The organism is Erwinia aeris, from assembly GCF_041224955.1.
Classification (GTDB): Bacteria; Pseudomonadota; Gammaproteobacteria; order Enterobacterales; family Enterobacteriaceae; genus Erwinia; species Erwinia aeris.
In genome coordinates this window covers 173,113-197,857 of sequence record NZ_JBGFFX010000003.1, presented here as the reverse complement: position 1 = coordinate 197,857, position 24,745 = coordinate 173,113, and the positions used below count along the sequence as shown (strand labels likewise).

General features: G+C 56.8%; 19 protein-coding genes and 5 tRNA genes. 3 read left to right on the top strand and 21 right to left on the bottom strand.

Annotated features, from left to right (window positions below; genetic code table 11):
* Positions 1 to 19 precede the first annotated feature (19 nt).
* The 14 genes from AB6T85_RS07065 to nnr form a co-directional block, all read right to left on the bottom strand.
* Positions 20 to 2,296, bottom strand: a complete 2,277-nt coding sequence (locus tag AB6T85_RS07065) for a phosphotransferase (RefSeq protein WP_369895125.1) — start codon at positions 2,294 to 2,296, stop codon at positions 20 to 22.
* Positions 2,283 to 4,100, bottom strand: coding sequence for an ABC transporter ATP-binding protein (locus AB6T85_RS07060; protein ID WP_369895124.1), 1,818 nt, complete (start codon positions 4,098 to 4,100; stop codon positions 2,283 to 2,285). The genes AB6T85_RS07065 and AB6T85_RS07060 overlap by 14 nt, the downstream gene beginning before the upstream one ends.
* On the bottom strand, positions 4,100 to 5,275 hold the full coding sequence (locus tag AB6T85_RS07055) for a glycosyltransferase family 4 protein (protein ID WP_253455881.1): 1,176 nt from the start codon (positions 5,273 to 5,275) through the stop codon (positions 4,100 to 4,102). Before AB6T85_RS07055 ends, AB6T85_RS07060 begins: the two co-directional genes overlap by 1 nt.
* A gap of 30 nt (positions 5,276 to 5,305) precedes the next feature.
* Positions 5,306 to 6,511, bottom strand: coding sequence for a glycosyltransferase family 4 protein (locus AB6T85_RS07050; RefSeq protein ID WP_369895123.1), 1,206 nt, complete (start codon positions 6,509 to 6,511; stop codon positions 5,306 to 5,308).
* The gene (locus AB6T85_RS07045; protein WP_369895122.1) at positions 6,511 to 7,533 is read right to left on the bottom strand and encodes a glycosyltransferase family protein; all 1,023 of its coding nucleotides are present in this window, start codon (positions 7,531 to 7,533) and stop codon (positions 6,511 to 6,513) included. The genes AB6T85_RS07050 and AB6T85_RS07045 overlap by 1 nt, the downstream gene beginning before the upstream one ends.
* A gap of 467 nt (positions 7,534 to 8,000) precedes the next feature.
* Positions 8,001 to 9,005 (bottom strand): protease modulator HflC, encoded by a 1,005-nt coding sequence (hflC, locus tag AB6T85_RS07040; protein ID WP_253455887.1) that lies wholly within the window; start codon positions 9,003 to 9,005, stop codon positions 8,001 to 8,003.
* 2 nt (positions 9,006 to 9,007) lie between these two features.
* The gene (gene hflK / locus AB6T85_RS07035) at positions 9,008 to 10,240 is read right to left on the bottom strand and encodes an FtsH protease activity modulator HflK (protein WP_125290307.1); all 1,233 of its coding nucleotides are present in this window, start codon (positions 10,238 to 10,240) and stop codon (positions 9,008 to 9,010) included.
* Positions 10,241 to 10,302: 62 nt separating this feature from the next.
* A complete protein-coding gene (gene hflX, locus AB6T85_RS07030) occupies positions 10,303 to 11,583 on the bottom strand; it encodes a ribosome rescue GTPase HflX (RefSeq protein WP_253455889.1) in 1,281 nt (426 codons plus the stop codon).
* A 178-nt stretch (positions 11,584 to 11,761) separates the two neighbouring features.
* The gene (gene hfq, locus AB6T85_RS07025; RefSeq protein WP_246760812.1) at positions 11,762 to 12,073 is read right to left on the bottom strand and encodes an RNA chaperone Hfq; all 312 of its coding nucleotides are present in this window, start codon (positions 12,071 to 12,073) and stop codon (positions 11,762 to 11,764) included.
* A 100-nt stretch (positions 12,074 to 12,173) separates the two neighbouring features.
* On the bottom strand, positions 12,174 to 13,124 hold the full coding sequence (miaA, locus tag AB6T85_RS07020) for a tRNA (adenosine(37)-N6)-dimethylallyltransferase MiaA (protein WP_301730308.1): 951 nt from the start codon (positions 13,122 to 13,124) through the stop codon (positions 12,174 to 12,176).
* Complete coding sequence (mutL, locus tag AB6T85_RS07015; RefSeq protein WP_253455893.1) at positions 13,117 to 15,060, bottom strand: DNA mismatch repair endonuclease MutL; 1,944 nt, start codon at positions 15,058 to 15,060, stop codon at positions 13,117 to 13,119. The genes miaA and mutL overlap by 8 nt, the downstream gene beginning before the upstream one ends.
* Positions 15,061 to 15,073: 13 nt before the next feature.
* Positions 15,074 to 16,705, bottom strand: coding sequence for an N-acetylmuramoyl-L-alanine amidase AmiB (gene amiB / locus AB6T85_RS07010; protein ID WP_369895121.1), 1,632 nt, complete (start codon positions 16,703 to 16,705; stop codon positions 15,074 to 15,076).
* Positions 16,702 to 17,169, bottom strand: coding sequence for a tRNA (adenosine(37)-N6)-threonylcarbamoyltransferase complex ATPase subunit type 1 TsaE (gene tsaE / locus AB6T85_RS07005; RefSeq protein WP_253455898.1), 468 nt, complete (start codon positions 17,167 to 17,169; stop codon positions 16,702 to 16,704). The genes amiB and tsaE overlap by 4 nt, the downstream gene beginning before the upstream one ends.
* The gene (gene nnr, locus AB6T85_RS07000; protein WP_301252883.1) at positions 17,166 to 18,689 is read right to left on the bottom strand and encodes a bifunctional ADP-dependent NAD(P)H-hydrate dehydratase/NAD(P)H-hydrate epimerase; all 1,524 of its coding nucleotides are present in this window, start codon (positions 18,687 to 18,689) and stop codon (positions 17,166 to 17,168) included. Before nnr ends, tsaE begins: the two co-directional genes overlap by 4 nt.
* On the opposite strand from nnr, the gene queG reads away from it, so the two are divergent.
* Positions 18,688 to 19,827, top strand: coding sequence for a tRNA epoxyqueuosine(34) reductase QueG (gene queG, locus AB6T85_RS06995; protein ID WP_253455902.1), 1,140 nt, complete (start codon positions 18,688 to 18,690; stop codon positions 19,825 to 19,827). The two genes, nnr and queG, sit on opposite strands and share 2 nt — an antisense overlap.
* 313 nt (positions 19,828 to 20,140) lie before the next feature.
* Here queG and AB6T85_RS06990 read toward each other — a convergent pair.
* Together AB6T85_RS06990 and AB6T85_RS06985 are read right to left on the bottom strand one after the other, a co-directional pair.
* Positions 20,141 to 20,216 (bottom strand) — tRNA-Gly (locus AB6T85_RS06990).
* Positions 20,217 to 20,749: 533 nt separating this feature from the next.
* A complete protein-coding gene (locus AB6T85_RS06985; RefSeq protein ID WP_301252882.1) occupies positions 20,750 to 20,935 on the bottom strand; it encodes a hypothetical protein in 186 nt (61 codons plus the stop codon).
* Between the two features lie 842 nt (positions 20,936 to 21,777).
* Between AB6T85_RS06985 and AB6T85_RS06980 the strand changes: the two genes are divergently transcribed.
* Positions 21,778 to 22,242, top strand: a complete 465-nt coding sequence (locus AB6T85_RS06980; protein WP_253455906.1) for a winged helix-turn-helix domain-containing protein — start codon at positions 21,778 to 21,780, stop codon at positions 22,240 to 22,242.
* Between the two features lie 275 nt (positions 22,243 to 22,517).
* Here the strand turns inward: AB6T85_RS06980 and AB6T85_RS06975 are convergent.
* The 5 genes from AB6T85_RS06975 to orn form a co-directional block, all read right to left on the bottom strand.
* Positions 22,518 to 22,593: transfer RNA gene (locus tag AB6T85_RS06975), tRNA-Gly, on the bottom strand.
* 24 nt (positions 22,594 to 22,617) lie between these two features.
* Positions 22,618 to 22,693 (bottom strand) — tRNA-Gly (locus AB6T85_RS06970).
* 23 nt (positions 22,694 to 22,716) lie between these two features.
* A tRNA-Gly gene (locus tag AB6T85_RS06965) sits at positions 22,717 to 22,792 on the bottom strand.
* Positions 22,793 to 22,814: 22 nt separating this feature from the next.
* Positions 22,815 to 22,890, bottom strand: a tRNA-Gly gene (locus AB6T85_RS06960).
* A 150-nt stretch (positions 22,891 to 23,040) separates the two neighbouring features.
* The gene (gene orn, locus AB6T85_RS06955) at positions 23,041 to 23,586 is read right to left on the bottom strand and encodes an oligoribonuclease (protein ID WP_253455908.1); all 546 of its coding nucleotides are present in this window, start codon (positions 23,584 to 23,586) and stop codon (positions 23,041 to 23,043) included.
* Between the two features lie 91 nt (positions 23,587 to 23,677).
* On the opposite strand from orn, the gene rsgA reads away from it, so the two are divergent.
* Positions 23,678 to 24,727, top strand: a complete 1,050-nt coding sequence (gene rsgA, locus AB6T85_RS06950; RefSeq protein ID WP_369895117.1) for a small ribosomal subunit biogenesis GTPase RsgA — start codon at positions 23,678 to 23,680, stop codon at positions 24,725 to 24,727.
* The last annotated feature ends 18 nt before the right edge of the window (positions 24,728 to 24,745 follow it).

The window sequence follows — 24,745 nt, the reverse complement described above, 5'->3', positions numbered from 1 at the left end:
AGCACGCCGCGCCGGATCATCAGCATCCTCTCCGTGCAGCCGCGTGCTTTAGCCGCGCCTCGCAAAGCGCCAGCAGACTGGCCGTTGTGTGGTGACGTTCAGGAAAGAGCAGGCTGATGGCGATATGGCGCGCCAGCGCCAGCGTGGTAAAAATGCTGATATTAGCGATATCCGCTGCGGCCGATCGCGCCAGCCAGGCCGCCAGAAAAGCATCTTCATGCACGGCCAGCGCTTTGTCGTCGCCGTAGTCCCGCAGCGCCTGCTCGCGCAGATGAGCGATATAGTTGCCTGCATCCAGCGATGGCGGCCCCAGGGCGGCAAGATCGAAATCCAGTACGGCAAGCTGCCCTGGCCGTGCGTCCGTCAGCAGCAGCTGGGCGGGATAGAAATCACGATGGAGAAAAAGGCCGGGCGTGGGGCTTAGCGCCAGCGCCAGCTGCTCACAGGCGCGGCTGACGTCGGCTATCCTGGCGGCCCATGCAGGGCGCGTCGTCGCGGCTTGTTTCAGCCGCTGCCGCAGCGTTTCCAGCTCGTCTTTTACCGACCAGCGCTTACCCGCAACGGCCCGCTGCGCGGCGCGGCTGTGCTGTAGCCGGGCCAGCGCCGTGCCGACCAGCTCGCCCGTTGCCGCCAGCTGTTTATTATCCGGCGACAGCGCTTTAGTGACGCGCTCACCGGCGATATGCTGCTGGAGCCAGAGATTTTGCGCTTCGAGCACGGCCAGAGGCTCAGGCACGATAATATCGCTGTCACCGCTAAAACCGTTGCGCCACAGCGCCTGCTGGACAAGAAAACCATGCGGCTCGAACCCTTTATAACGGTATTTGCCAATAATGCTCAGTTCGTCCGGCGCTGATGTCCAGCGCCAGGCCAGCACTGCGCGACGACCGGGCTTGTGGGTAACGAGCGTAGCCTCCTCCAGCATGGCGGCGGCAGGCAATCCCAACGCCTGACGCAGCAGCGGCGCTATGCGCGGCTTGCTCAGCAGCCCGGACAGCGTCGCTGCCGGATCGGCGGGCGGCTCGCGCTGCGCCATCAGCTCTCCGGCCCGCTGCAACAGTTCGTCGATATGCTGCGGCCAGCCCGCCGTGCGCTTGCGAAACGGTTCAGCGGCCAGCTGCAACAGCGCCAGCGCCGTATAATCAGCCAGCAGCGGCGGCAGATGGCCGCGCTGCTGACGATATCCCTCATGTAGCGCGGCGACAATCCGCCTGGCCTGGTTTGGCGTCAGCGTTTTCTCAATGACCTGCAGTTCCAGCCTGGCCTGAAAAGCGGCCAGATCGACGGCGGGATGACCGGCTGTGGCTCTGTCCCAGTCAATCAACCGCAGCTGGCTCTCCACGGTGCGTTTGACCACCTGATCGACAGTGAAATCGCCGTGGATAACCACGCGCCGGAACAGGCGACCCGTCAGTTTTTTTGCCAATCCGGTTAACAGTGAGATAAATTTTTCTTGCTGGATGGGCACCACAACCTTCAGCGTGTTCAGCACCTGCCATGCGTCCCTGATGCCGTCCGGCAGCGGCGCGTCTGGCAGCGATATTTTCAGGCTGTGCAGCCTGGCCAGTTTGCCTCCCAGCAGGAAAACATCCTGCTCCGTCAGGTTGCCGGCCTGCTCCACGCACAGCGTTTCCCCCTCAATCCAGCGGGCGATCAGCAATCGTTGCTCGGGCAGCGCCGCCAGCAGTTCAATTTCGCCGGTGGCGTGCCCCAACCGGTTGCCTGTCAGCATTGCCTGATAACGTTCATCGCTGGCAAAACGCAGCGTGGCCCAGGGCTGACCGCAGCAGCGCAGCAGCGCCAGCAGCCTGCGTTCCGGCTTATAGCGCAGGATGTTCAGCTCAAGACGCGCCCCGACGGCAATGTCAGGCAGCCAGCTGCGCAGCTGCGCGTCCCGCTCACGCGAGCCATTCAGCAAAGCGAGGCCGGGAAGCGCGCGATCGTGCTGTGGATAGCTCAGGATGATCCCCAGCTCGGGAATAGCCAGCGGGGCAAAAGGATCGCCGTTGTTAATGAGCTTTTGCCGTCTGGGATGCCGCCAGGAAACCTCGAAGCGCGTCAGCGTCAGCGCCTTGGCGGCCAGCCAGCGCCGCTGTCCGTCAGCGAACTGGAGGATCAGCGTTGCGACGCAGCTGGTGGCGGGTTTATAACGGATATAGTCGATTTTAAGCGAGCGCAGCCCGGCAAACGGCGGTAAAGCACGTATTTTTGCCGTCAGCAGATCTTCATCAAATAGCGCCGCCAGCCCCGGCAGGTCGCCGTCTTTCCCGATCGGTTCATGTTTATCCCGTAGCATAGGATACGTCCCTGTTGTTGCTTTGCTGTAGTGCCCACAGACAGGCGTAGCGCCCGCGCCTTTCCAACAGCAGCTCGTGCGTGCCCTGCTCAACGATTTCGCCCTCTTCCATTACGAGGATCCTCTGGGCTCGCGCGGCAAAGGAAAGGTTATGCGTTACGATAATCGTGGTGCGGCCAGCCATCAGCCGGGTCAGCGCGCCGGTCAACCGATGCTTGCTTTCGCAGTCCAGGCCCGTATCCGGCTCGTCCAGCAGCAGCACCGGGCTTTGCCTGACGGCGGCGCGTGCAATCGCGATACGCTGGCGCTGGCCGCCGGACAGCGAGTGTCCCCTTTCGCTGAGCACGGTGTCGTACCCCTGCGGCAGCCGCATAATAAACTCGTGCGCGCCTGCCAGCCTGGCGGCGGCGTAAACCTGTTCATCCGTCACGGCTTTCAGCGCCGCCATGGCAATATTTTCCCGAACGCTCAGGCCGAATAACAGGCTGTCCTGAGGCACATAGCTGATATTTTGCCGCACGCTTTTAATCGTACAGTGCCGAATATCCCGCCCGTCGAGCAGAATACGGCCCGCCTGCGGATCGTACAGCCGCAGCAGCAGGCTAAGCAGCGTGGATTTCCCCGTGCCGGAAGATCCGACAATAGCCAGCGACTCGCCGACGCCCAGGGAAAAGCTGATATGCCGCAGCGTGCCGTGCTGTTGCGAGGCCGAATAGCTAAAGCCGACGTCTTCGCAGCAGATTTCGCCGCGAACGCTGACCGTCTGCGCGTCCGGCCGATCGACAATTACCGGCCGGACATCCATCAGGCTGGTGACGCGCTCGCCTGCGGCCAGCGCTTTGGACAGGCGTCCGGCATATTTAGCGTACTCGCGCACGGGCCGAAATGAGTTTTTAAGGTAGGAGACAAAAATCAGCAAATCGCCGGGCGACATCCGGCTTTTCAATACTTCGCTTGCGCCATAATAGAGGACCGCTGCCGTGGCGAAAGCGATGATCAGATCGGCTTTCCGTTCCAGGCCCGCCAGCAGGCGACGGGACTGTACGTTTTGCCGCAGGCTTTTTACGTCGTCAACCGCGAAACGGCCGGCGGCGACGGACTCCAGCGACAGCGCCTGCACCACGCCTATCGCACCGAGAAATTCAGCGGCGCTGGCAGCCAGCGCCCCTTCCCGCTTGCGCTGATCGCGGCTGACCTTATGCACCTTCACGCTGGTGCGACGAATGCTGAACAGCAGCAGCGGCATCAACAACAGCGACAGCAGCGTCAGTTTCCAGTTGATATAGAGCATCATGCCGAACATGCCGGTCAGGATCAGGATATTCGCCAGCATGGGCACCATCGCCGTAATCATCGCCTCGCGCAGCATGCCGATATCGTTGATCAGCCGCGTGGTGAGATCGCCGCTCTTCGCCTGATGATGAAAGCTTAACGACAGGCTTTGCAGATGACTGAACAGCGCCTGACGAAGCATGCTGATGATGCGATTGCCCGCCATCGCCAGGCCGACGGTGCTCAGGTAGCTCAGGCCGGCTTTGACGGCGGCAATCAGGATGACGCTGCCGGCGCAAAGCAACAGCAGACCCGCCGCGCTAAAATGGCCAACCAGCGTATTCAGCCTGCCCGTAACCGGCGCGCCAGGCTGCGCCAGCACCTCGTCGATAATAAAGGCCAGCGGCCACGGCTCCAGCAGGCGCATGCCCGTCGCCAGCAGCAGGAAAAGGAACGAACGCACGATTAAGCCGCGCTGCTGGCGAAGCCAGGGAGCGAAACGGGCAGCAATGGGCAGCCAGGGCAGAGACATTAGCTTGCGCTCCCGACAGGCATTTGCGCCAACCGCAGCGTCTCGCTGACTATTTTATCCCAGCTGTGATGCTCCGTGACGAAGCGTCGGGCGGCTACCCCCAGGCGCTGGCGCAGCAAAGGCTGATCCACCAGCTGCCGAAGCAAAACGCAAAGCGCCGTGGCATCGCCTGGCTCTACCAGCATGCCCGTGACGCCGTGGTCAATCACTTCGGCAAGATGGCCGACCCGCGTTGCCACAACCGGCAGCTGCGCGGCCATATACTCATAGATTTTCAGCGGCGAAAAGTAGAAGTCCGCCAGCTGCGGATAGGGCGCGACGGCAATGTCTATCCTGTTCAGCCAGTCCGGCACCGTCGCCGGGCTAACGGCACCGGCGAAAGCGACGCCGGAAATCGCTCTCGCCTGCACCGTTTTTTGCAGTTTCTGCCGCTGTGGCCCATCGCCAACAATCAATAGCCAGACGTCAGGACGCTGCAGCTGGAGCAGTACAAAAGCATCCAGCAGCGTTTCTACGTCGTGCCAGGCCTTAAGCGTGCCGACAAAGCCGATGGTTATCGCTCCCCAGCTGGTTTCCGGCTGTGGCGGCGCGATGGGAGGCCGAAAGCGCAACGGATCGACACCGTTAGCAATAATGTGGATGCGTTCAGCAGAACCGGCAAAGTCAGTCAGCCACTTTTTTACGCCGGGCGAAACGGCAATAACCACCGTCGCGCTGGCAAGCAGCTTTTTCAACACCGCCACGGCCTTCTTTTCTGCCACCAGCTCGCGGTAGCGTTTTTGTTCCTCAATCAGCGGCGCGTTGACTTCCAGCACCGTGCGCCAGCCCTGTCGGTGCGCATACGCCAGTCCGGCGAAGCTCCACAGGGAATAGCGTTCATAGACCAAATCAAACGGGCCTTCCGCCTGGAGCGCCTGCTCCAGCTGAGAATTAACGGCCAGCGCCGTTTCAACCCGCGTCAGCGCATTGTCCACCGCTGGCGGATCGAAGGGATCGAGCGAAACAAGTTTGATCCCTTGCAGATCGTCGGGCGGCGTGGCAATGCGACGAGCAAAAAGCACGATCTTCGCGCCCTGTCGGAGAAGCGCGCGCAGCACTTCCTGAATATGGACGGATGCACCCTTACAGCCAAAAACGGGGATCCCGCTATCTGCACAGATGAAAGCAACTCGCATAAATGAAAATCCTTTTTTCATACGCAGAATTTATTTCTGCTGTGGAGTAAATATCTTTTGCATTTCCATGATGTTACGGTCGATGTCGTAGTCGCGAACAATCATCCTGCGCGCCTGCCTTGCCAGCTTTTCACGCATATCCTGCCCGCTCAGCAGCATCACTATCGCATCGGCCAGCCCGATGGCATCATCAGGGTCGACGCACAGCCCGGTTTGACCATCAATGACCAGCTCCGGGATCCCTGCCACGCGTGTGGAAATCACCGGTGTACCCAACGCCATCGCTTCAACCAAAATGGTTGGCAGACCGTCGCGATCGCCGTCCTCGCTAATGGTGCAGGGCGCAACCACCATGGCGCTCTCCTGCATCGCTGCCGCCACCTGCTGGCGCGGTAACAGACCGGTAAAAGTCACCTGTGCCTGTAGCTCGCAGGCCGCGACAGCCGCCTCAAGCGCCGCCCGTTCCGGGCCGTCGCCAATCAGCGTGCAGTGGAACGGAATGGCTCTGGCCTGCAGCTGCGCCAGGGCGGCAAGCAGCGTCCGAAACCCTTTTTTAGGCACCAGCCGCCCCACCGCCAGAATAGCGGCCTGCCGCCTGAGCGGGGAAAGCCAGGGAAACTGGCGCAGATCCAGACCGTTATAAAGCCGGCTGACTTTCTGCCAATCGCCGCCGTAACGCTTGCATAGCCAGGCAAGATTGTAATCGGACACGGTTATCACATGGCTGGCGTCCTCTATTTTGCGGGCCAGCCGGATATCCGTGTCATAGCGGTAATAGATGTCTTTTGCATGGGCGGTAAAAGACCAGCTTATGTTGCTGAACTTTGCACCAAGCCGCGCCACGGTAGCGGCCTGGGTGGCAAAATGCGCATGCAGATGCCGCAGTGCGTGCTGTCTGACGGCCAGCGCGAGCGCTATGCCCTGCGCCAGCTCGTGCACGTCGTGATCCCGCTCCTCTGCCAGCCGGGTGGCAAAATCAGGCAGCACCTCCAGTGCCTCTTTTACCAGGCTCCAGAAAAGTTCGGTGTTACGCTGCTTATTCGCCAGGCGAATAACCGGCGCTTTCACCGTGCCGATATCGGGCTGAAAATGCGTTTCCATCACCGGCCCGAGCGCAAAAATCGTCAGGCTGAGGCCCGTACGCTCATGCGCCAGGATTTCACTGACGACAAATGTTTCTGAGAAACGTGGGTAGCGTTTCAGCACGTAGCCCACGCGCAGCGGTTCAGACGCCATCAGACATACTCCCCGATACGCCTGCCGTTGAGTATTTGCCGGACGCTGACGGCTACCTTTTCCAGACCGTCAAAATTAAGCTTTTCACGCGGATTAACAAAATGGCGCGGCTGCTTCAGCCAGTCGCCCAGCCGTTCCTGGGTCAGATGAGCCGGATGCAGCGCGTCAATCAACCCCAGCGCGGCAAGTTTCGTCGCTCTGATCCACTGTTCCTGGCGGGGAGCGATGCGCGGCACAATCAGCGCCGTTTTATTAAAAGCCAGGATTTCCGTCAGGGTATTATATCCGCCCATCGCAATAACGCGGCTGGCGTAGCGCAGCAGTTTTAGCGGTTCCGCCACGAATTCCACCACGGTTTTTTCAGGAAACCCTACGGCCAGTTTTTTTAGCCGTAGCCGCTGCGGCTCGGGCATCATCGTTCCGGTCACTAATACGCCGTGCATCCCGTTGGGCAATACGGTGCTGACAAAGCTTTCCGCCAGGCGAAAGCCATCCTGCCCGCCGCCCACGACGCACAGCGCATAAGGCCGGGCGACAGGCGCAGCCTCATCATCACCAAAGCTTTGAATGCGGCGCGTCGCGTCCAGATAGCCGGTAAAAATCATCTTATTTTTGGTCGCGGCGTCAAAGTGATATTCGCGAGCCAAATCGTAAAGCGCCCTGTCGCCGTAAACCCAAATCGATGAATAAAATTTCCTGAGCGCCGCACTGTTTTCTTGCTTATACCACTGTTTTTTCACCGCTTCGGGGTCGTCAATAATATCGCGCAGGCCTAATATCAGATGCGTTTTTTTAGCGGCCAGCAGCGGCAGACTGAGATCCAGCTCGCGCATGGCGCCGCGCGGCACGTTATCCACAATCATAATATCCGGTGAGAAAGCGTTGATAGCCGCGTAAATAATTTGCGAGCGAAGCCTGACCAGCGGCTGAACCTTTTTGCCCAACGCGCGGGGGCGATACTTTCCCTCTACGGTCTTCTGCCAGGAAGGCAGGATAAGGCTGTCTGCGCCGGGCGGCAGCATAAAGGCACCGGCTGCACGCACGCCTGAAATAAGCAATATCTCAGCATCAGGGCAGGCTGCTGTTATTGACTGACTGAGCAACATATTTCGGCGTATATGGCCGAATCCCATTGTATCATGTGAATAAAAGACACAGCGGGGATTTCTGGAAGGATCCATTTCCATTCATCCTGTTATTAACGCTATTTTAAGATGGCTGCCCGGCTATTTCACCCGTAAAACTCCCGGCTTATTTAAAAGCGGCAAATGCTTATCATGGTTAAATATTTGCAGCCATTAATCATTTAATAAAATAAGCGTAAAAAAAGGCTACACAAAGCGCGGCAGGCCGTCAACGGCAAGGGGGAAAAAGCGGAATAATCACATTTTTGCGAGAATATTAATTAATAATTAATTAACAAATGCATTACGCTTGCGGCGAGAAATAAAAAAGCCGGGGAGGATCCCCGGCCTGAGTGTGAAGATGCTTAGCGAGTCGCTTTGGAAGGCGACTGCATAAAGCGGAAGAAGTCGCTGTCCGGGCTCAGTACCATTACGTCCTGATTGCTGTTGAAGCTGCTGTCGTAGGCGCGCAGGCTGCGGATAAAGGCATAAAAATCCGGATCCTGACTGAAGGCGTCGGCAAAGAGTTTCGCCGCTTCGGCATCCCCTTCACCGCGCGTCATCAGCGCGGTACGCTGCGCTTCGGCCAGGGTGCGCGTGACCTCATAGTCAGCGCCCGCACGCAGTTTCTCTGCCTCTTCCTGACCCTGTGAACGCTGGCTACGAGCAACCGCTTCACGCTCGGCGCGCATACGATTGTAGATAGCGTCAGACACCTCGGTCGGCAGGTTGATCTGCTTGATACGCACGTCAACGACCTGAATGCCCAATGCCGCCATACTGTTCGGATTCACCGCTGGCTCTTTGCTGCTGGTTTCGCGCTCTACGCGCGCCGCAGCGGAAGCGATAGCATCATCGGCCGCTGGCGTGGCGATCTCGTCATCCTGGCCTGCGCTGCCGGTGTTCAGGGCGTCACGCACGTCGGTAGTCAACCGTCCACGCGAGTCGGTAACGATATCTTTAACGTCCAGACGACCAATCTCAGAACGCAGACGGTCGCTGAATTTACGTTTCAGCAGCACTTCCGCCTGCGAAACGTCGCCGCCGCCGGTAGCCAGATAGTAGCGGCTGAAATCGCTGATGCGCCATTTGATATAGGAATCCACGATCAGATCTTTCTTCTCTTTGGTGACGAAGCGATCGGCCTGGTTATCCATCGTCTGCAGGCGCGCGTCCAGCGACTTCACGGATTCCAGGAAAGGGATCTTGAAGTGCAGGCCCGGCGCATAGACCAGCGGTTTATTTTCATCGTCGCGCAGTACTTTGCCAAAGCGCATAACGATGCCGCGCTGGCCTTCCTGCACCACAAACAGCGATGCGTAAAGCACCACCAGCACCACAATTAATACCACGATTAATGGCTTACGCATCCTTAATCTCTCCCTTCGCGCTGGGTGTCGTTACGCTGAGCATTAACCCGACGCTGATCCATAATGCTGTCCGGGCTGAACGACGAGCCGTTGCTGGCGCGTTCATTGCTGCCCGAGGCTGCCGGCAGATGGAGCAGGCTGTTATTGTTCTGCCCCGCTGACGCTGGGGCGCTCTGGCCGCGCATCAGCTGATCCAGCGGCAGTACCATCAGGTTGTTGCCCTTATCGTTAACCAGCACCTTACGGGTGTGGCTCAGTACGCGCTCCATGGTTTCAATATAGAGACGCTCGCGGGTAATCTCCGGCGCGGCTTTATATTCCGGCAGCAGCTTGGCGAAGCGTGCCACTTCACCCTGCGCTTCCAGCACGGTACGCGTTTTATAAGCGCGTGCTTCTTCCAGAATACGCTGAGCCTGGCCGTTGGCGCGCGGCTGGACTTCGTTGGCGTAGGCTTCCGCTTCACGAACGTACTGCTCGCGGTTTTCACGCGCGGCAATGGCATCGTCAAAGGCGGCTTTCACCTCTTCCGGCGGACGAGCGGCCTGGAAGTTGACGTCCAGCAGCGTAATGCCCATATCGTAAGGACGGATCGTCTCTTCCAGCTCGCGCTGGGTATCGCTACGCACGACGGTACGACCTTCTGTCAAAATGCGATCCATCGTTGAGCGGCCGATTACGCCGCGCAGCGCGCTGTCCGTCGCCTGGCGCAGGCTGTCGTCCGCGCTGGTTACGGCAAAAAGATAGCGTTCCGGGTTGGTCACGCGGTACTGCACGTTCATTTCCACGCGCACCACGTTCTCGTCCGAAGTCAGCATCGTTCCTGATGCAGCCAGTTCGCGTACCGCCTCAACGTTGACGGCACGAACCTGATCGATAAAGGTCGGCTTCCAGTTCAGGCCCGGCTCTACCAGATGGCTGAACTTGCCAAAACGTGTTACCACGCCGCGCTCCGCCTCTTTAATGGTATAGAAACCGCTGCCTGCCCAAATCACTACCGCAGCAACGGCAACGATGCCGATCAGGCGACCGCCGCGTCCCGGCGCCTGCTGGCCGCCGTCGTTTTTACCACCGCCGAAACCGCCAAGCTTTTTGCTTAACTTGCGGAAAATATCATCCAAATCAGGAGGCCCTTTATCGCGCCCTCCTTTGTTTCCCCCGGGGTTGCCGCCTTGATTATTGCTGCTCCCCCACGGGTCGCGGTCCTGTCCGTTATTCCCGGGCTGATTCCACGCCATGTTTCTGCTCCATTTATTGTGTATGCGGTGTTATCCCAGAGCCGGGATACGCGAGTCGGGCGTCAAACAATGTAATCCACCAGCTCCGGTTCCTGTTTACACAGGCGGCGCCAGTCAACGATGGGCATGCGTATCTGTAACCCTACGCTGCCGTCATCTTCATTCCACTCTTTTTCTATCGCCTGCAGCTGATAAAAGCGGCTGCGCAGCCGCCCCGCTTCCGGCGGCAGGCGTAAATCGTATTGGGCTATTTCGCCTGCCAGCCGCTCGGTCAGCGCCTGAAACAGCAGCGGAATGCCTTCGCCCGTTTGCGCGGAAACCCAGACGCGAACCGGCAGGTTTTCATCATTGCGATCGATCCTGGGGATAAAATCTTCCAGCGCATCAATCTTATTCATCACCTGTAGCGTCGGAATGTCGTTTGCTTCGATCTCTTCCAGCACTTCTTCTACAGCTTCAATATTCTCATCCACGCGCAGATCGGCGGCGTCGATAACGTGCAGCAGCAGCGTGGCCTGCCGTGTTTCCTGCAGCGTCGCTTTAAAAGCGGCGACCAGATCGTGCGGCAGGTGACGGATAAAGCCAACGGTATCCGCCAACACCACTTCGCCTACGTCCGCCACGTCCAGACGACGCAGCGTGGGATCCAGGGTCGCAAACAGCTGGTTGGCGACATAGACCTCGGCAGAAGTAATGCGGTTAAAAAGGGTGGATTTTCCGGCGTTGGTATAGCCGACCAGCGAGAGCGTAGGCACATCGGCCTTGTTGCGCGCCTGACGTCCCTGATCGCGCTGCTTCTCTACTTTCTCAAGCCGGGAAAGGATAAGCGTGATGCGGTTGCGCAACAGACGACGGTCGGTTTCCAGCTGTGTTTCACCCGGGCCACGCAGGCCGATACCGCCTTTCTGGCGTTCCAGGTGGGTCCAGCCGCGTACCAGACGCGTGGCGAGATGGCGTAGCTGAGCCAGCTCGACCTGAAGTTTACCTTCGTGGGTACGCGCACGCTGCGCGAAGATATCCAGGATCAGGCCGGTGCGGTCGATTACGCGGCACTGGCACAACGCTTCAAGGTTGCGCTCCTGAGCCGGACTAAGGGCGTGATCGAAGAGCACGACAGAAGCGCCGCTGGCTTTAACCGCCTCGGCTATTTCTGTGGCTTTACCTTCACCAACAAAATATTTTGGATGTGGCGCCTTGCGGCTTCCGGTAATTACGCGTAGTGCTTCGACACCAGCGGAAGAGACAAGAGTTTCGAACTCCTGTAAATCTTCCATATCTCTGTCTTGGGAGAAATAGATGTGTACCAGTACGGCCTGCTCACCGGCATCATAACGGTCAAACAAACTTAAAACCTCTCAGAACCTTGTTGAACCTGCTTTACGATGGCCATACTGCCTGGGATCAGAGGCAAAATGCACATTTGCGCTAACTAGCGACGCCCGTTCGCCTTTTCCTGAGAAGAGGCGCGAGTCAGGGACATTGCCAGGACGGGCGAGCCGGCCCGTCCTGAAAGAAGAGCGATTACTCTGCGTCGTCACTTTCCTGCTGGGGCTGCGATGATGCTCCCTGATTACTGCCACCGTGATGATAGTTGCTGCTTCCGCCACCCGCGTTGTTGCTATGATGGGAGACCGGACGGGACGGAACAACGGTAGAAATGGCATGTTTATAAACCATCTGGCTAACCGTGTTTTTCAGTAAAATTACAAATTGGTCAAATGATTCAATCTGACCCTGCAGTTTAATACCATTCACCAAATAAATCGAAACCGGAACACGTTCGCGACGCAGTGCGTTCAAGAACGGATCTTGCAATGATTGCCCCTTAGCCATTCTATCTTTTCCTTATATGCTTGTTGTTTACTACTTAAGAGCTTGCGCTCTGAAATACTGCGTAAAAATTTGCGCACGATAACGCACCAATTGTACACAATCACCCAGCCTTCGCACTAAGAACCTGTAATACCTCTGCCAGCGCCGCCTCAGGTTGTTCGCTATCCAGCCAGTGAACATCCTTCCAGCCGCGCAGCCAGGTTATCTGGCGCTTGGCTAATTGCCGTGTTGCGCAAATTCCCCGATAAACCATTTCATCGTAATCGATCTCGCCCTGCAAAAATGACCACATCTGGCGATAACCCACACAACGAATGGAAGGCATGTCCGTATGCAAATCACCTCGTGCAAAAAGTGCCCGAGCCTCCGCTTCAAATCCTGACGCTAACATTTGCTGAAAACGCAGCGCGATACGCTGATGGATGGTTTCCCGCTCACGAGGAGCGATGGCGAACTGCACCACCTCGTACGGCAACGCTTCACCTGCGGTTTTCGTCAGTTCTGTTAAAGTTTTACCTGAAATAAAAAAAACTTCCAGTGCTCGCGAGAGTCTCTGGGGATCATTCGGATGAATACGATTTCCAGCAATGGGATCTATTTCACATAACTGACGGTGAAGCGCTTCCCATCCCTCTTCACTCGCCCTTTGCTCTATACGCTGGCGTACTTCAGGATCGGCCGGGGGCAACGGCGATAATCCTTCCAGCAGCGCCTTGTAGTAGAGCATGGTACCACCAACAAGCAGCGGGATACGCCCGCTTCGGGTAATCTCTGCCATTTCCGCCAGCGCATCGCGGCGGAACTCCGCCGCCGAGTACGTTTCAGCGGGATCGCGAATATCCAGTAAACGATGGGGCGCCAGCCGCAGCTCCTCTGCCGAGGGCTTGGCGGTGCCGATATCCATACCGCGATAAATCAGGGCGGAATCGACGCTAATCAGCTCAACCGGCAGCTGCTGGCGCAAGGCTATCGCCAGCGCCGTCTTGCCGGAGGCCGTAGGCCCCATCAAAAATATAGCCTTAGGCCGGCCAGCCGTAGATAAGTCACTCATGCTTCAGGGCATTCATCGCCAGTTCAGTATCAACATACTGTAGTAGTCCGGATGGCGGCGATTTAATCAGCTGCGGGCAAAGTCTTTCGACCTCTGCCAGCAGCGCAATCGCCTGCGAGTGATTCCAGTGCGGACGCTCGGTCACAGCGTGCCGCGCTAACCATTGCGCCACCTGCCTGACCGCAATCTCCGGCTGTTGAGCAAGGTAGCCTAACAGTTCTGGAATCAAGATTTGTAAATTTTGTTGGCGCAATGGTAAAGGTACGGCGCGCAGCGTGATGTGCTGCCCGTCCGCTTCCAGCTCTATGCCCATTTGCTGCAATAACGACGCTAAACGACTGGCAGCTTCGCGCTCCGGCTTCGCCATTTTTATCCTGACCGGGATCAGCAGCGGCTGCGGTTTTAACCCTTCTTCGCCAGGCTCCAGCTGCGCCTGCTTCAGCCAGCGCTCCGCCACCGGCAGCGAAATCAGAGCCAGGCGCTCGCGAGATTCCACCAGCGCAAAGTCGTTATGCAGCACGGTCAGCACGCGGCCAAAGCTTTCGCTGTGACCGCTGAGCGTTGGCTCGGGTTCAGGCTGCGCGCGTGCGCTTTTTGGCTCAACCGGACGCGACGACGCCTCGCGCGCGGCAGGCAATTCAGGCGTTTGCAGCAGCTGGCGATAGAGCGCGCCCTCTTTTTTCTGGTAGCCTGGCTCCTGATGTTGCCAGCCTGCCGCGGCTTTCCCGCCGCTGTTGCCTCCGCCGTTACTTCCGCCGTGGCCGCCAGCATTACCTTCACCATTACTTCCGCCGTTGCCGCCGCCATTACCTCCACCGTTACTGCCAGCGTTTCTGGCCGGTGCAGGCGCGGAAAAATGGTTGCCGCCCGCCGCCTGTCGGTTCTCTGGCTGCCAGCGCTCGGTCGGCGCTTGAGCCGTCACGCCCGGCAGCGTCTCCGCACCGGCTTCCTGCAGCACGCTGATCACGCCCTGATAGATAAAGTCATGCACCAGCCGCGACTGATGGAAACGCACTTCATGCTTGGCAGGATGCACGTTGACATCTACCTGATGCGGATCGATGGTCAGGTAAAGCACATAGGCAGGCTGATGGTCGCCCAGCTTATCCTGATAGGCCTGGCGGATAGCATGATTGATCAGGCGATCGCGCATCATGCGGCCGTTAACATAGCAATATTGCAGATCGGTAACGGCGCGAGCGCCGATCGGATCTGCGACCCAACCCTGTAGCACGAGATCGCCGTGCTGCCATTCGATAGCCAGCGCATGGCTGAGAAAAGCAGTTCCGCAGATTGCGCCCAGGCGGCGTTCACGCTGCTTGCTGTCGCTGACGGCGCGATACTGGCGGATAAGCTTGCCGTTATGGGTCAGCGAAAACGCCACGTCGAACCTTGCCAGCGCAATACGCCGGATCACCTCGTCGATATGGGTGAATTCGGTTTTCTCCGTGCGCATAAATTTCCGGCGGGCGGGCGTATTATAGAAGAGGTCCAGCACTTCAAGCGTGGTGCCGACCGGATGCGCCGCAGGCTTGATGGTCACGTCCATCTCTCGCCCTTCCGCGTAGGCCTGCCAGGCTTCCGCCTGTTCAGCCGTACGCGAGGTCAGCGTCAGGCGCGAAACGGAACTGATACTGGCCAGCGCTTCGCCCCGAAAGCCGAGGCTCATAATGGCTTCCAGATCGTCAAGCGTGGTGATTTTACTGGTGGCGTGGCGGGCCAGCGCCATCGCCAGCTCGGCTTTGCTGATGCCGCAGCCGTTATCGCGGATGCGGATCAGTTTGGCGCCGCCTTTATCGATCTCGATATCTATTCTTGTCGCGCCAGCGTCCAGGCTGTTTTCGACCAGTTCTTTCACCACCGACGCCGGACGCTCTACCACTTCACCTGCGGCAATCTGGTTGGCAAGCTGTGGCGGCAGTACCTGAATCGGCATAAAAGATCCTTGTTTACGAGGTTGGAATAGTTAACGTCTGCCCCAGCATAACATTTTGCGATTTCATATTATTCGCCTGCTGTATCGCTTTCGGGCTGACGCCATAGTGTGCGGCAATGGCGGTCAGCGAGTCACCGCGCACCACTTTATGCCGCTGCGGCCGGCTGGCGCTCACGCTCTGCGCGCCGGAAGCCGGCACTTTCAGCCGCTGGCCGACCCAAACGACATCCTTCTTCAACGTATTCATCGAACGCAGCATCGCCATGCTGACGCCGTAGTGGTCGGCAATCCCGGAAAGCGTCTCGCCTCTTTTCACCACGTGGCGCGTTACCGCACCGGCATAGCGCGTGCTGACCGGGGCGGGATTAGGCTGAACATTAACCGCCGTTGCGGACTGCAACGGTCGGTTTTCCTCCTTTGGGATGGATTGCAGCGGGTGCGCCAGGAAGTAGTTGCGCAGGCCTTTATAAATCGACTCGGCAATCTTCTGCTGGTAAGCGCTACTGCCGAGCAGTCGCTCCTCCGAAGGGTTACTGATAAAGCCGGTTTCCACCAGCAGCGAAGGGATATCCGGCGAGCGTAATACCCCCAGGCTGGCGTGTTCCGGGCGTCGTTTGTGCAGCGAGCCAACGCGCTGTAGCTGGGCGATAACCTTAACCGCTACGTCATAGCCAACGCGCTGCGAGTGGCCGAACTGCAAATCGAGCACCGCCTGGCTGAGATAGGGATCGGCCTGGCTGTTAGCCAATAGATCGCCCGCGCCGCCCAGCAGCTCCGACTGTTTCTCGTGCTGCTCCAGCCATCCCGCCATTTCGCTGTTGGCGCGGCGGTTAGAGAGTACCCAGACGGACGCGCCGGACGCGCTACGGTTCGGCGCGGCATCGGCATGGACAGACACCAGCAGATTAGCGTTCTGCTTACGCGCCACGTCCGAGCGGCCCATCACGGAGATAAAATAGTCGCCGTCGCGGGTCATCACGCCTTTAAACATAGGATCGGCATTCAGCAACGCTTTTAATTTGCGCGCTATGGCGATAGTCACATTTTTCTCTTTCAGCCCGTTCGCGCCGATAGCACCCGGATCCTGGCCGCCGTGTCCGGCATCTATCGCCACGATAATAGCTTCGTCAACGGCACGCACCGTTCTGCCCGGCACCGCGACTTCGTTGCCGTTGCTGACCGCCGTAACGGCGTTGCCCTTAAACGGATTGTCTGCCGGAACGGGCCGCGAAACGCTGCTGACGGCGGCAGATCGCGGAGCCGGACGCGTGCCGTTGATGGTGAAAACCACGTTATAGGTGCTGCCGTTACGCTGGGTCACGGCGCGCGTTTTTCCCGGCTGCGTCAGCTCGAACACCAGCCGGATGCTCTGCTTATCCTTTGGCGTGCTGGCGCGAATACGCTTCACCATATTATCGCCGCTGAACGTCAACGGCAGGCCTTTGATCACGCCGCTCTGGCGAATATCCAGCACCACCCGTTCCGGATTGTGCAGCGGAAAGAAGCCATACACCGGTTGACCACCGAAGCTCAGCGTGATCGAGGCCCTGTCGTTGCCGTTTGAAACCTGTATATCCGATAAATTAGCGGCCAGAGTGGAAAACGTACTCAGTAAAGCAGCCAGCAGCAGTCCCAGCTTGATCATTGTCCGTCTTTCTCCATGCGGGCCAGGATCGCCTCGCCCTCTGCCGAGCAGGCCTCAAGCTCTGCCTGACGGGCTTCGCCCTGATAACTGAGACGCAGTTCAATATCCGGCGGCGGAAGAAAGCCCGCACCCTGCTGCGGCCATTCGACCAGGCAAAGGCTGTCGCCGCCGAAATAGTCGCGGATCCCCATGAATTCCAGCTCTTCAGGGTCGGCCAGCCGGTAGAGGTCGAAATGATAAATGCGACGATCCGGCAGAACGTAAGGCTCTACCAGCGTATAGGTCGGGCTTTTCACGTTGCCCTGGTGACCCAGCGCCTGTAAGAAACCGCGACTGAACGTGGTTTTCCCCGCGCCCAAATCGCCATACAAATAGAGTGTTGCCGCGCTGTGACAGGCGCGGGCCAGGCTGGCTCCCAGTGCGAGAGTGGCAGCCTCGTCGGACAATGCGATAGCGGTCTTCATTCTTTTCTGTTCAGGATCTCTGGGTTAACAAACAGGTACAGCTCGGAAAACAGATCGGTCGCCAGCATCCCGCGCGTGCCCAGACGTTGCGATACGGCTTCCGCCGCAGCGCCGTGGGCCACGCAGCCTGCGCAGGCCGCTTCATACAGCGAGAGCTTCTGGCCTGACAAACTGCCGATAATGCCGGAAAGCACGTCGCCCATGCCGCCGGTCGCCATACCGGCGTTACCGACATCGGCAATCGCCATCTCGCCCGCTTCACTGGCAATCAGCGTGCCGGCCCCTTTCAGGACCACCACGCCGCCGTAGCGTTTAGCCAGGCTGCGAGCGGCAAGTAAGCGGTCACTCTCTATTTCGCTGGTTTTTACATTAAGCAGACGGGCCGCTTCGCCCGGATGCGGCGTAATGACTCGATTTTGACGTTTATCGCCAGCGATTGCCAGCAGGTTAAGCGCGTCAGCATCCCAAAGCATCGGTTTAGACGATTTTTTTACTTTTTCCAGGGCATCTTTACCCCAGTCACGCTGCCCCAGCCCCGGGCCAATCACAATGACGTCGGCCCATTCCAGCGCCTCATCAAGCGCCCGATCGCTTAGCGTCTGTACCATTAGCTCGGGCCGCGCCGTTAACAGCGGTGAGACATTATCTTTGTGAGTAAGTACTCGCACTAAGCCTGCTCCGGCGCGCAACGCGGCTTCGCCCGTCATCCGGATGGCGCCAGCCGTTCCCTGATCGCCACCGATTATCACCAGCTTGCCATGGTCGCCCTTATGAGAAGTGGGCTTACGCGGCGGCAGCCAGCGCGTCAGCACGGAAGCATCGTAGCGCGCCATCGGTGCAGTTTGCCCTGCCAGCCAGGCATCCAGCCCAAGGGCATGGAAATGTAGCTGACCGACGCAATCCCGTGCTTTACCGGTCAGCAGACCCGGCTTAAGCGCGATAAACGTTAGCGTATGGGCGGCGTTAATAACTGCGCCGGGAGTGGTCCCGTTAGCAGCCACTAACCCGGAGGGTATATCTACGGCAAATACCGGCGCGCTGGCCGCATTCGCTTTCTCAATCAGCCGGGCGTATTGGTCGCCAGGGGCGCGGTTCAGCCCGGTGCCCAGTAGCGCATCGATAATAATATCGCTTTGTTCAGGCCAGGGCGTGTCCGCCGCATGGATTTCCCCGCCTGCCGCCAGCCACGCGTCGCGCGCCTGTGTCGCTTCTTCCGGCAGCGCCTTCGATCCTTCGCAGGCAATGACCGTCACCTCCTTCCCTGCCGATAGCGCCAGGCGAGCCGCAATAAAACCGTCGCCGCCGTTATTGCCATGGCCGCACAGGATCAGCCAGCGTTTCTTCTCCGGGTACAGGGCCTGAACGTGGCGGAATGTCGCTTCGCCCGCCCGCTGCATCAGCTCAAACAGCGTGATCCCCAATGCGTCCGCGCCCTCGCGCTCAAGTTGCGCAATCGCCTCTACAGGCCAGACAGAATAGGGTAAACTGGTCGGGTTATTTAGCTGGTTCAGGTTAGTCATGTCGCATCCTCTCGATCTTTCTCAATTCGCCCTGGAAATTAAACAGTGGGGGCTGGAACTCGGCTTTCAGCAGGTCGGTATCTGCGATACCGATCTTAGTCTGGAAGAGCCGCGCCTGCAGGCCTGGTTAGACAAGCAATATCATGGCGAAATGGACTGGATGGCGCGTCACGGTATGATGCGCGCCCGCCCTCATGAGCTACAGCCCGGCACGCTGCGGGTTATCAGCGTGCGCATGAATTATCTGCCCGCTAAGGCGGCGTTCGCCAGCACCCTAAAAAATCCGCAGCTTGGCTACGTTAGCCGCTATGCGCTGGGACGTGATTACCACAAAGTATTGCGCAATCGCTTGAAAAAGCTCGGCGATCGTATCCGTGAGCGCTGCGAAGAGGCTGAGTTTCGGCCTTTTGTCGACTCGGCCCCGGTGCTGGAAAGACCGCTGGCGGCCAAAGCGGGGCTGGGCTGGACGGGCAAACATTCTCTGATCCTGAACCGAGAAGCCGGCTCGTGGTTTTTTCTTGGCGAACTGCTGATCAACCTGCCTTTACCGGTCGATTCACCGCAGCAGGAGCAGTGCGGCCGCTGCGTCGCCTGCCTGACCACCTGCCCGACCGGCGCGATAGTCGAGCCTTACGTCGTGGATGCCAGGCGCTGTATCTCCTATCTGACCATTGAACTGGAAGGCACCATTCCGGAAGAGTTCCGGCCGCTTATCGGCAATCGCATTTACGGTTGTGACGACTGTCAGCTAATCTGCCCCTGGAATCGCTACGGTCAGCTAACGGATGAGGATGATTTCAGCCCGCGCGCCGTGCTTCATGCGCCGCCCTTAACCGACCTGTTTGCCTGGGACGAGGCGACCTTTTTGCGCGTGACGGAAGGATCGGCGATCAGACGTATCGGTCATCTTCGCTGGTTGCGCAACGTCGCGGTAGCGCTGGGCAATGCGCCCTGGTCAGAGGAAAACGTGGCGGCCTTACAAAACCGTCAGGGAGAAAATCCGATGCTGGACGAGCATATTACCTGGGCGCTGACCCGTCAGCTGGCAAGGCGAGCGGAAAACGCGATTGAGGTGCAGAGCGGCCAGCAAAAGCGGCTGGTGCGCGTCATAGAAAAAGGATTGCCGCGCGACGCATAAATAACCACGTAGGCTGCCTGCGTCGTTAAGCCACTTTTCCACACGCTGTGCATAAAAATAAAAAGCCGTTGTCATTCAACTGCCACAGAAAGCGCAAGCGATCTCTATAACATTTTGAAATATTAATTTTTCTTTATAAATCAAAAAGATAAAAAATGTGCGTAACGTCTTTTATTCCTGAATAGCAGGCAGGGGTAGATCGCAACCTGTGGATAACTCTGTTGAAGGTTATTCTGTACAGGCTGAAAAAAGCGAAACCCAGCCGCTAAAGGGCTGTGGATAACTCGATCAGAAATGATAATGATGAATGTTCTGGAGCGGGAAACGAGACTCGAACTCGCGACCCCGACCTTGGCAAGGTCGTGCTCTACCAACTGAGCTATTCCCGCAAAGAGATAATACTAAGAGTTAACCGCGTTAAAATTGTTAACTTGTTGATTTTAAAAGAATTGTTATTCTCTTATGGTCGAACGGGTGCGATTATGAACGTATCATTGAGCAAAAACAAGCTTTTTTCTGCTGTCTGCGGCTAATTGTTGCTGGCGATCGTCGCCTTGCTACGCATCTATGCGTAGGCTGACAGACAGGGTGATAAACGCTCCTCGAATGCAGAGTAAACCCTCGGGCTGCGCGTTTATACCTCATGGAGAGGCCCTTCCCCTTCTTACTATGTTGTTTCATCACTTCGGCTCGTTTCCCTTGTTGGCGTTCCCTGCCGGGCTGCTGCCTGCTCTTAAACCCTACCGGTCATCCTGAACAGGCGAACCGTTAGCTGATTTAACAAAGCCTGCTGTTTAGGGGCAGCCCTCGCCATTATCCTGACCTGCTCCACAGCTGGTCATTAGCACCTCTCATAGATAACCTTCGATAACCTGTTCTTATCCGTATTTCCAGCAGTGACGCCTCCATTAATTTTATTACTTTAAAACTCTTTATAAAAAATATTATCAGGAAGGGTTTGATGACAGTTATCCACTGAAATGCCTTTATAGCCCATGCCAGCAATTTCTCCTTCGTACTCTCTGCGTGTTACAGGAACCGCAGGCTGCCCATGCTGAGTACTGAGCGCAAGGCCGGCTGATGTTTCCCTTTTCCATTTTAACGGCAACAGGCATATCCTGAACGAAAGTAAGCCACCCCCCTAAAATTAATGTCAACATTCTCAGCACAAGCAGAGAGGTTATGAACCACTAACCGCAAAACCCATTAAAATGTTGCTTTATAGTTAAACACTCAAGGCTAATGTTCGCTCGATCATCACGTTATCACCTGAATAAAGTAAACCATCGGCTTGTGAGCAGTCTGAAACTTCTAAAAAAACAATTCATTACCTCGCTAACCATCCCGTTCTTCCTTAAAAAAATCATTAAATATTAGCCAATTATATCTGATTCCTTTTATTTTTCGCTTAGCCTGTTATTTTCTCCTGTCTTAATTAAGGGGCGTCCAACTATTACCTGCCCTCGGTTACATTTGTGGCCCCCTGCCTGCCTTTTTTATGTTCCCATACAAGCAGATACGCTGGATCTCACTTTTTCCAGCCTGACACCAGGCTATGTTAAAAGTTATTAATATCTTCATCATATATAATTTACCCGGCTATTTAATTTACGGCTAAAGTGATTCATCCGACCAGTAAAAAAAAGATTGAATACAGGGGAAGTTGGCCGCACACTTACTTATGACATTTCTTTGTTATTGCAAAGGATAAAAGCATTGACAAAGATACGCGTTCTGGCGTTTACGGTAAGAATTGATAATTAAAAGGTGTTAAAGCATCCCAGCGCCGTCGACTTTATTTTTAAAAAATTACATTAATTAACAGTAAAACAGACGCGCGCGCCTGACGAGGCAAAAAAATTTCAGGCTCAGCCATGCGCCTGTGGCTGGTTATTAAAAACACATAACAATATCTTCAGGATATGCCACTTATTAAGGACGATAAGCACCATGGATAATAAAGATTCTATTGTTTATTGCATTAACAATCAGATCCATTTTGTTCCTCAGCAGAATAAGCTTATCTCGTGCAAAACGGGAAAAGAGCACGTCACTTACGTTACCGCTTCGCGCTGTTTGCATTTGCTGATTTGCCAAAGCGGGGAAATGGTCTCTCATCATTCCCTGTATGCGGCGGGCTGGGAAAATCATGGGAAAATCGTCACCCCGAATACGCTTTATCAGACTATTTCAAAATTAAGAAAGCAGCTACAGGATGCCGGACTGACGGAAAATATTATTCAGACTCACCCGCGTCGGGGATGGAGTATCAGCGACAAGGTTCCCATTGAGGAAAAAGCGATCGGTGCCATAGCGGATACGATGCTCCAGCAGCAAGGTCTGAAAGGGTTTTGTAGAAAAATTTTTAGCGCTTATCCAAAAAAAATGCTGACTTCCATTGCTCGTTTCCGCTAATCCGCTGTAGCGACGTCCTGTTACAAGCGGGTTCAGCATAACGCATCAGGCAGGGAAGGGTTCCGTGACGTAGCCAGTCCCTGTATTCGTTGTTATTACGCTGCGAGGAGGCGTAAATAAAGGAAGTGCTGCGCCATCTGTTACTCAACAGAAACGGCCAGGCTGGGTCTCAAAAGCAGGTAAGTTTATAAGATTGTGAAATCAGAAACAGAGGGAAAATGGGATAACTACTGACATCAGGATAGGTTACAAAAAGCATTTTGGGAGGATAATACTGGAGCGGGAAACGAGACTCGAACTCGCGACCCCGACCTTGGCAAGGTCGTGCTCTACCAACTGAGCTATTCCCGCTTGGGGTGGTGCAGTAAAACGTTTTGGAGCGGGAAACGAGACTCGAACTCGCGACCCCGACCTTGGCAAGGTCGTGCTCTACCAACTGAGCTATTCCCGCTTGGGGTGGTGCAGTAAAACGTTTGGAGCGGGAAACGAGACTCGAACTCGCGACCCCGACCTTGGCAAGGTCGTGCTCTACCAACTGAGCTATTCCCGCTTGGGTGGTGCTGTAAAACGTTTGGAGCGGGAAACGAGACTCGAACTCGCGACCCCGACCTTGGCAAGGTCGTGCTCTACCAACTGAGCTATTCCCGCTCTGCGTATCAGGTAAAAACTCTTCCTGTACGGGGAGCGCATTATACGAGAAATGAGAATCGCCGCAAGCCTGCAACGCCACTTTTTTTCGCTTTGCCGCCTGATTGCTGACAAAACCAGCATAACGCTAATTTTGTCAGCGCTTCGCTCCTAGAGTTGGATAAAATGCTCGCGGTACCAGGCCAGCTCGGCAACCGACTCCCGAATATCATCCATCGCCTGGTGCGTGCCCTGCTTTTTAAAACCGGCAAGGATTTCCGGCTTCCAACGGCGCGCCAGCTCTTTCAGCGTGCTGACGTCCAGATAGCGATAGTGGAAGTAGGCCTCCAGCTCCGGCATATATTTAAACAGGAAGCGACGATCCTGAGCGATGCTGTTGCCGCAGATTGGGGAACTGTTCTCCGGCACCCACTTTTTCAGGAACGCCAGCGTCGCCTGCTCGGCGGCGCGATCGTCGTACTGACTCGCTTTCACTCGCTCCACCAGCCCGCTGTTGGTATGGGTGTTCACGTTCCACTCATCCATCAGCGCCAGCTGCGCATCGGACTGATGGACGGCGAACACCGGTCCTTCCGCAAGGATATTCAGATCGGAATCGGTCACCAGCGTGGCGATTTCGATAATACGATCCTGTTCCGGGTCCAGGCCGGTCATTTCAAGGTCAATCCAGATCAGATTACTGGCATTTACTGTCATAGGGTTTCTCGCCGTGGCTTATATCATCAAACGTTAGGGTGTATCATAAACGTTTTGCCCTGTCAGGGCGAAGCTAAGCCTGTGAGGAAGCGTGAGCAAGAACAAACTGTCTAAAGGTCAGCAACGTCGCGTCAGTGCCAACCATGAGCGCCGTCTGAAGCAGCGCGCCGACAAGCCGGAGCCGGATGATAGCCTGTTTGGTGAAGCGCGCGACGGCGTGGTGATCAGTCGTTTCGGGATGCACGCCGACGTGGAAGATGCGGACGGCAGCGTCCACCGCTGTAATATTCGCCGCACCCTTCGTTCGCTGGTGACCGGCGACCGCGTACTCTGGCGGCCCGGCGTGCAGAGCGCCAAAGGCATTGTGGAAGCGGTGCACGAGCGCACCTCGGAACTGACCCGTCCTGACTTCTACGACGGCGTAAAGCCGATTGCCGCCAATATCAATCAGATCGTTATCGTCTCGGCTATTCTGCCGGAGCTGTCGCTGAATATTATCGACCGCTATCTGGTGGCCAGCGAAACGCTGGATATCGAGCCGCTGCTGGTGCTGAATAAAACGGATCTGCTGGATGACGAAGGCATGGCCTTTGTGCAGGAGCAGATGACTATTTACCGCAACATCGGCTATCGCGTCGTGATGGTCTCCAGCCATCGCAAGCAGGGCCTGAGCGAACTGGAAGCCGCGCTGGTTGATCGCGTCAGCATTTTCGCCGGCCAGTCGGGCGTAGGGAAATCCAGCCTGCTTAATGCGCTGCTGGGGCTGGACTCTGCGGCAGAGATCCTCACCAACGACGTTTCCGACGTCTCCGGTCTTGGTCAGCACACCACTACCGCAGCCCGTCTTTACCACTTCCCTAACGGCGGTGACGTTATCGACTCGCCGGGCGTGCGCGAATTCGGTTTATGGCATCTGGAGCCGGAACAAATCACCCGCGGATTTGTCGAATTCCGTGAGTTTTTAGGTCACTGCAAATTCCGTGATTGCAAGCATGACACCGATCCGGGCTGCGCTATCCGCGAAGCGGTAGAACGCGGCGATATCGACGAGTCGCGTTTTGCCAACTACCACCGAATTCTGGACAGCATGTCGGATATGCAGCTAAAAACGCGACGCAGTTTTTCTGAAAACAGCGACTGAGATCCGCGCGGCGGGCGT

Bases quoted from the DNA above. Each gene is read 5' to 3' on its own strand.
- AB6T85_RS06980 (WP_253455906.1), top strand. From the start codon at position 21,778: ATGGATAATAAAGATTCTATTGTTTATTGCATTAACAATCAGATCCAT.
- AB6T85_RS07050 (WP_369895123.1), bottom strand. From the start codon at position 6,511: ATGGCGTCTGAACCGCTGCGCGTGGGCTACGTGCTGAAACGCTACCCA.
- mutL (WP_253455893.1), bottom strand. From the start codon at position 15,060: ATGCCGATTCAGGTACTGCCGCCACAGCTTGCCAACCAGATTGCCGCA.
- tsaE (WP_253455898.1), bottom strand. From the start codon at position 17,169: ATGAAGACCGCTATCGCATTGTCCGACGAGGCTGCCACTCTCGCACTG.
- hflC (WP_253455887.1), bottom strand. From the start codon at position 9,005: ATGCGTAAGCCATTAATCGTGGTATTAATTGTGGTGCTGGTGGTGCTT.
- AB6T85_RS07055 (WP_253455881.1), bottom strand. From the start codon at position 5,275: ATGCGAGTTGCTTTCATCTGTGCAGATAGCGGGATCCCCGTTTTTGGC.
- hfq (WP_246760812.1), bottom strand. From the start codon at position 12,073: ATGGCTAAGGGGCAATCATTGCAAGATCCGTTCTTGAACGCACTGCGT.
- miaA (WP_301730308.1), bottom strand. From the start codon at position 13,124: ATGAGTGACTTATCTACGGCTGGCCGGCCTAAGGCTATATTTTTGATG.
- nnr (WP_301252883.1), bottom strand. From the start codon at position 18,689: ATGACTAACCTGAACCAGCTAAATAACCCGACCAGTTTACCCTATTCT.
- orn (WP_253455908.1), bottom strand. From the start codon at position 23,586: ATGACAGTAAATGCCAGTAATCTGATCTGGATTGACCTTGAAATGACC.
- queG (WP_253455902.1), top strand. From the start codon at position 18,688: ATGTCGCATCCTCTCGATCTTTCTCAATTCGCCCTGGAAATTAAACAG.
- AB6T85_RS07045 (WP_369895122.1), bottom strand. From the start codon at position 7,533: ATGCTGCCGCCCGGCGCAGACAGCCTTATCCTGCCTTCCTGGCAGAAG.
- amiB (WP_369895121.1), bottom strand. From the start codon at position 16,705: ATGATCAAGCTGGGACTGCTGCTGGCTGCTTTACTGAGTACGTTTTCC.
- hflK (WP_125290307.1), bottom strand. From the start codon at position 10,240: ATGGCGTGGAATCAGCCCGGGAATAACGGACAGGACCGCGACCCGTGG.
- AB6T85_RS07060 (WP_369895124.1), bottom strand. From the start codon at position 4,100: ATGTCTCTGCCCTGGCTGCCCATTGCTGCCCGTTTCGCTCCCTGGCTT.
- AB6T85_RS07065 (WP_369895125.1), bottom strand. From the start codon at position 2,296: ATGCTACGGGATAAACATGAACCGATCGGGAAAGACGGCGACCTGCCG.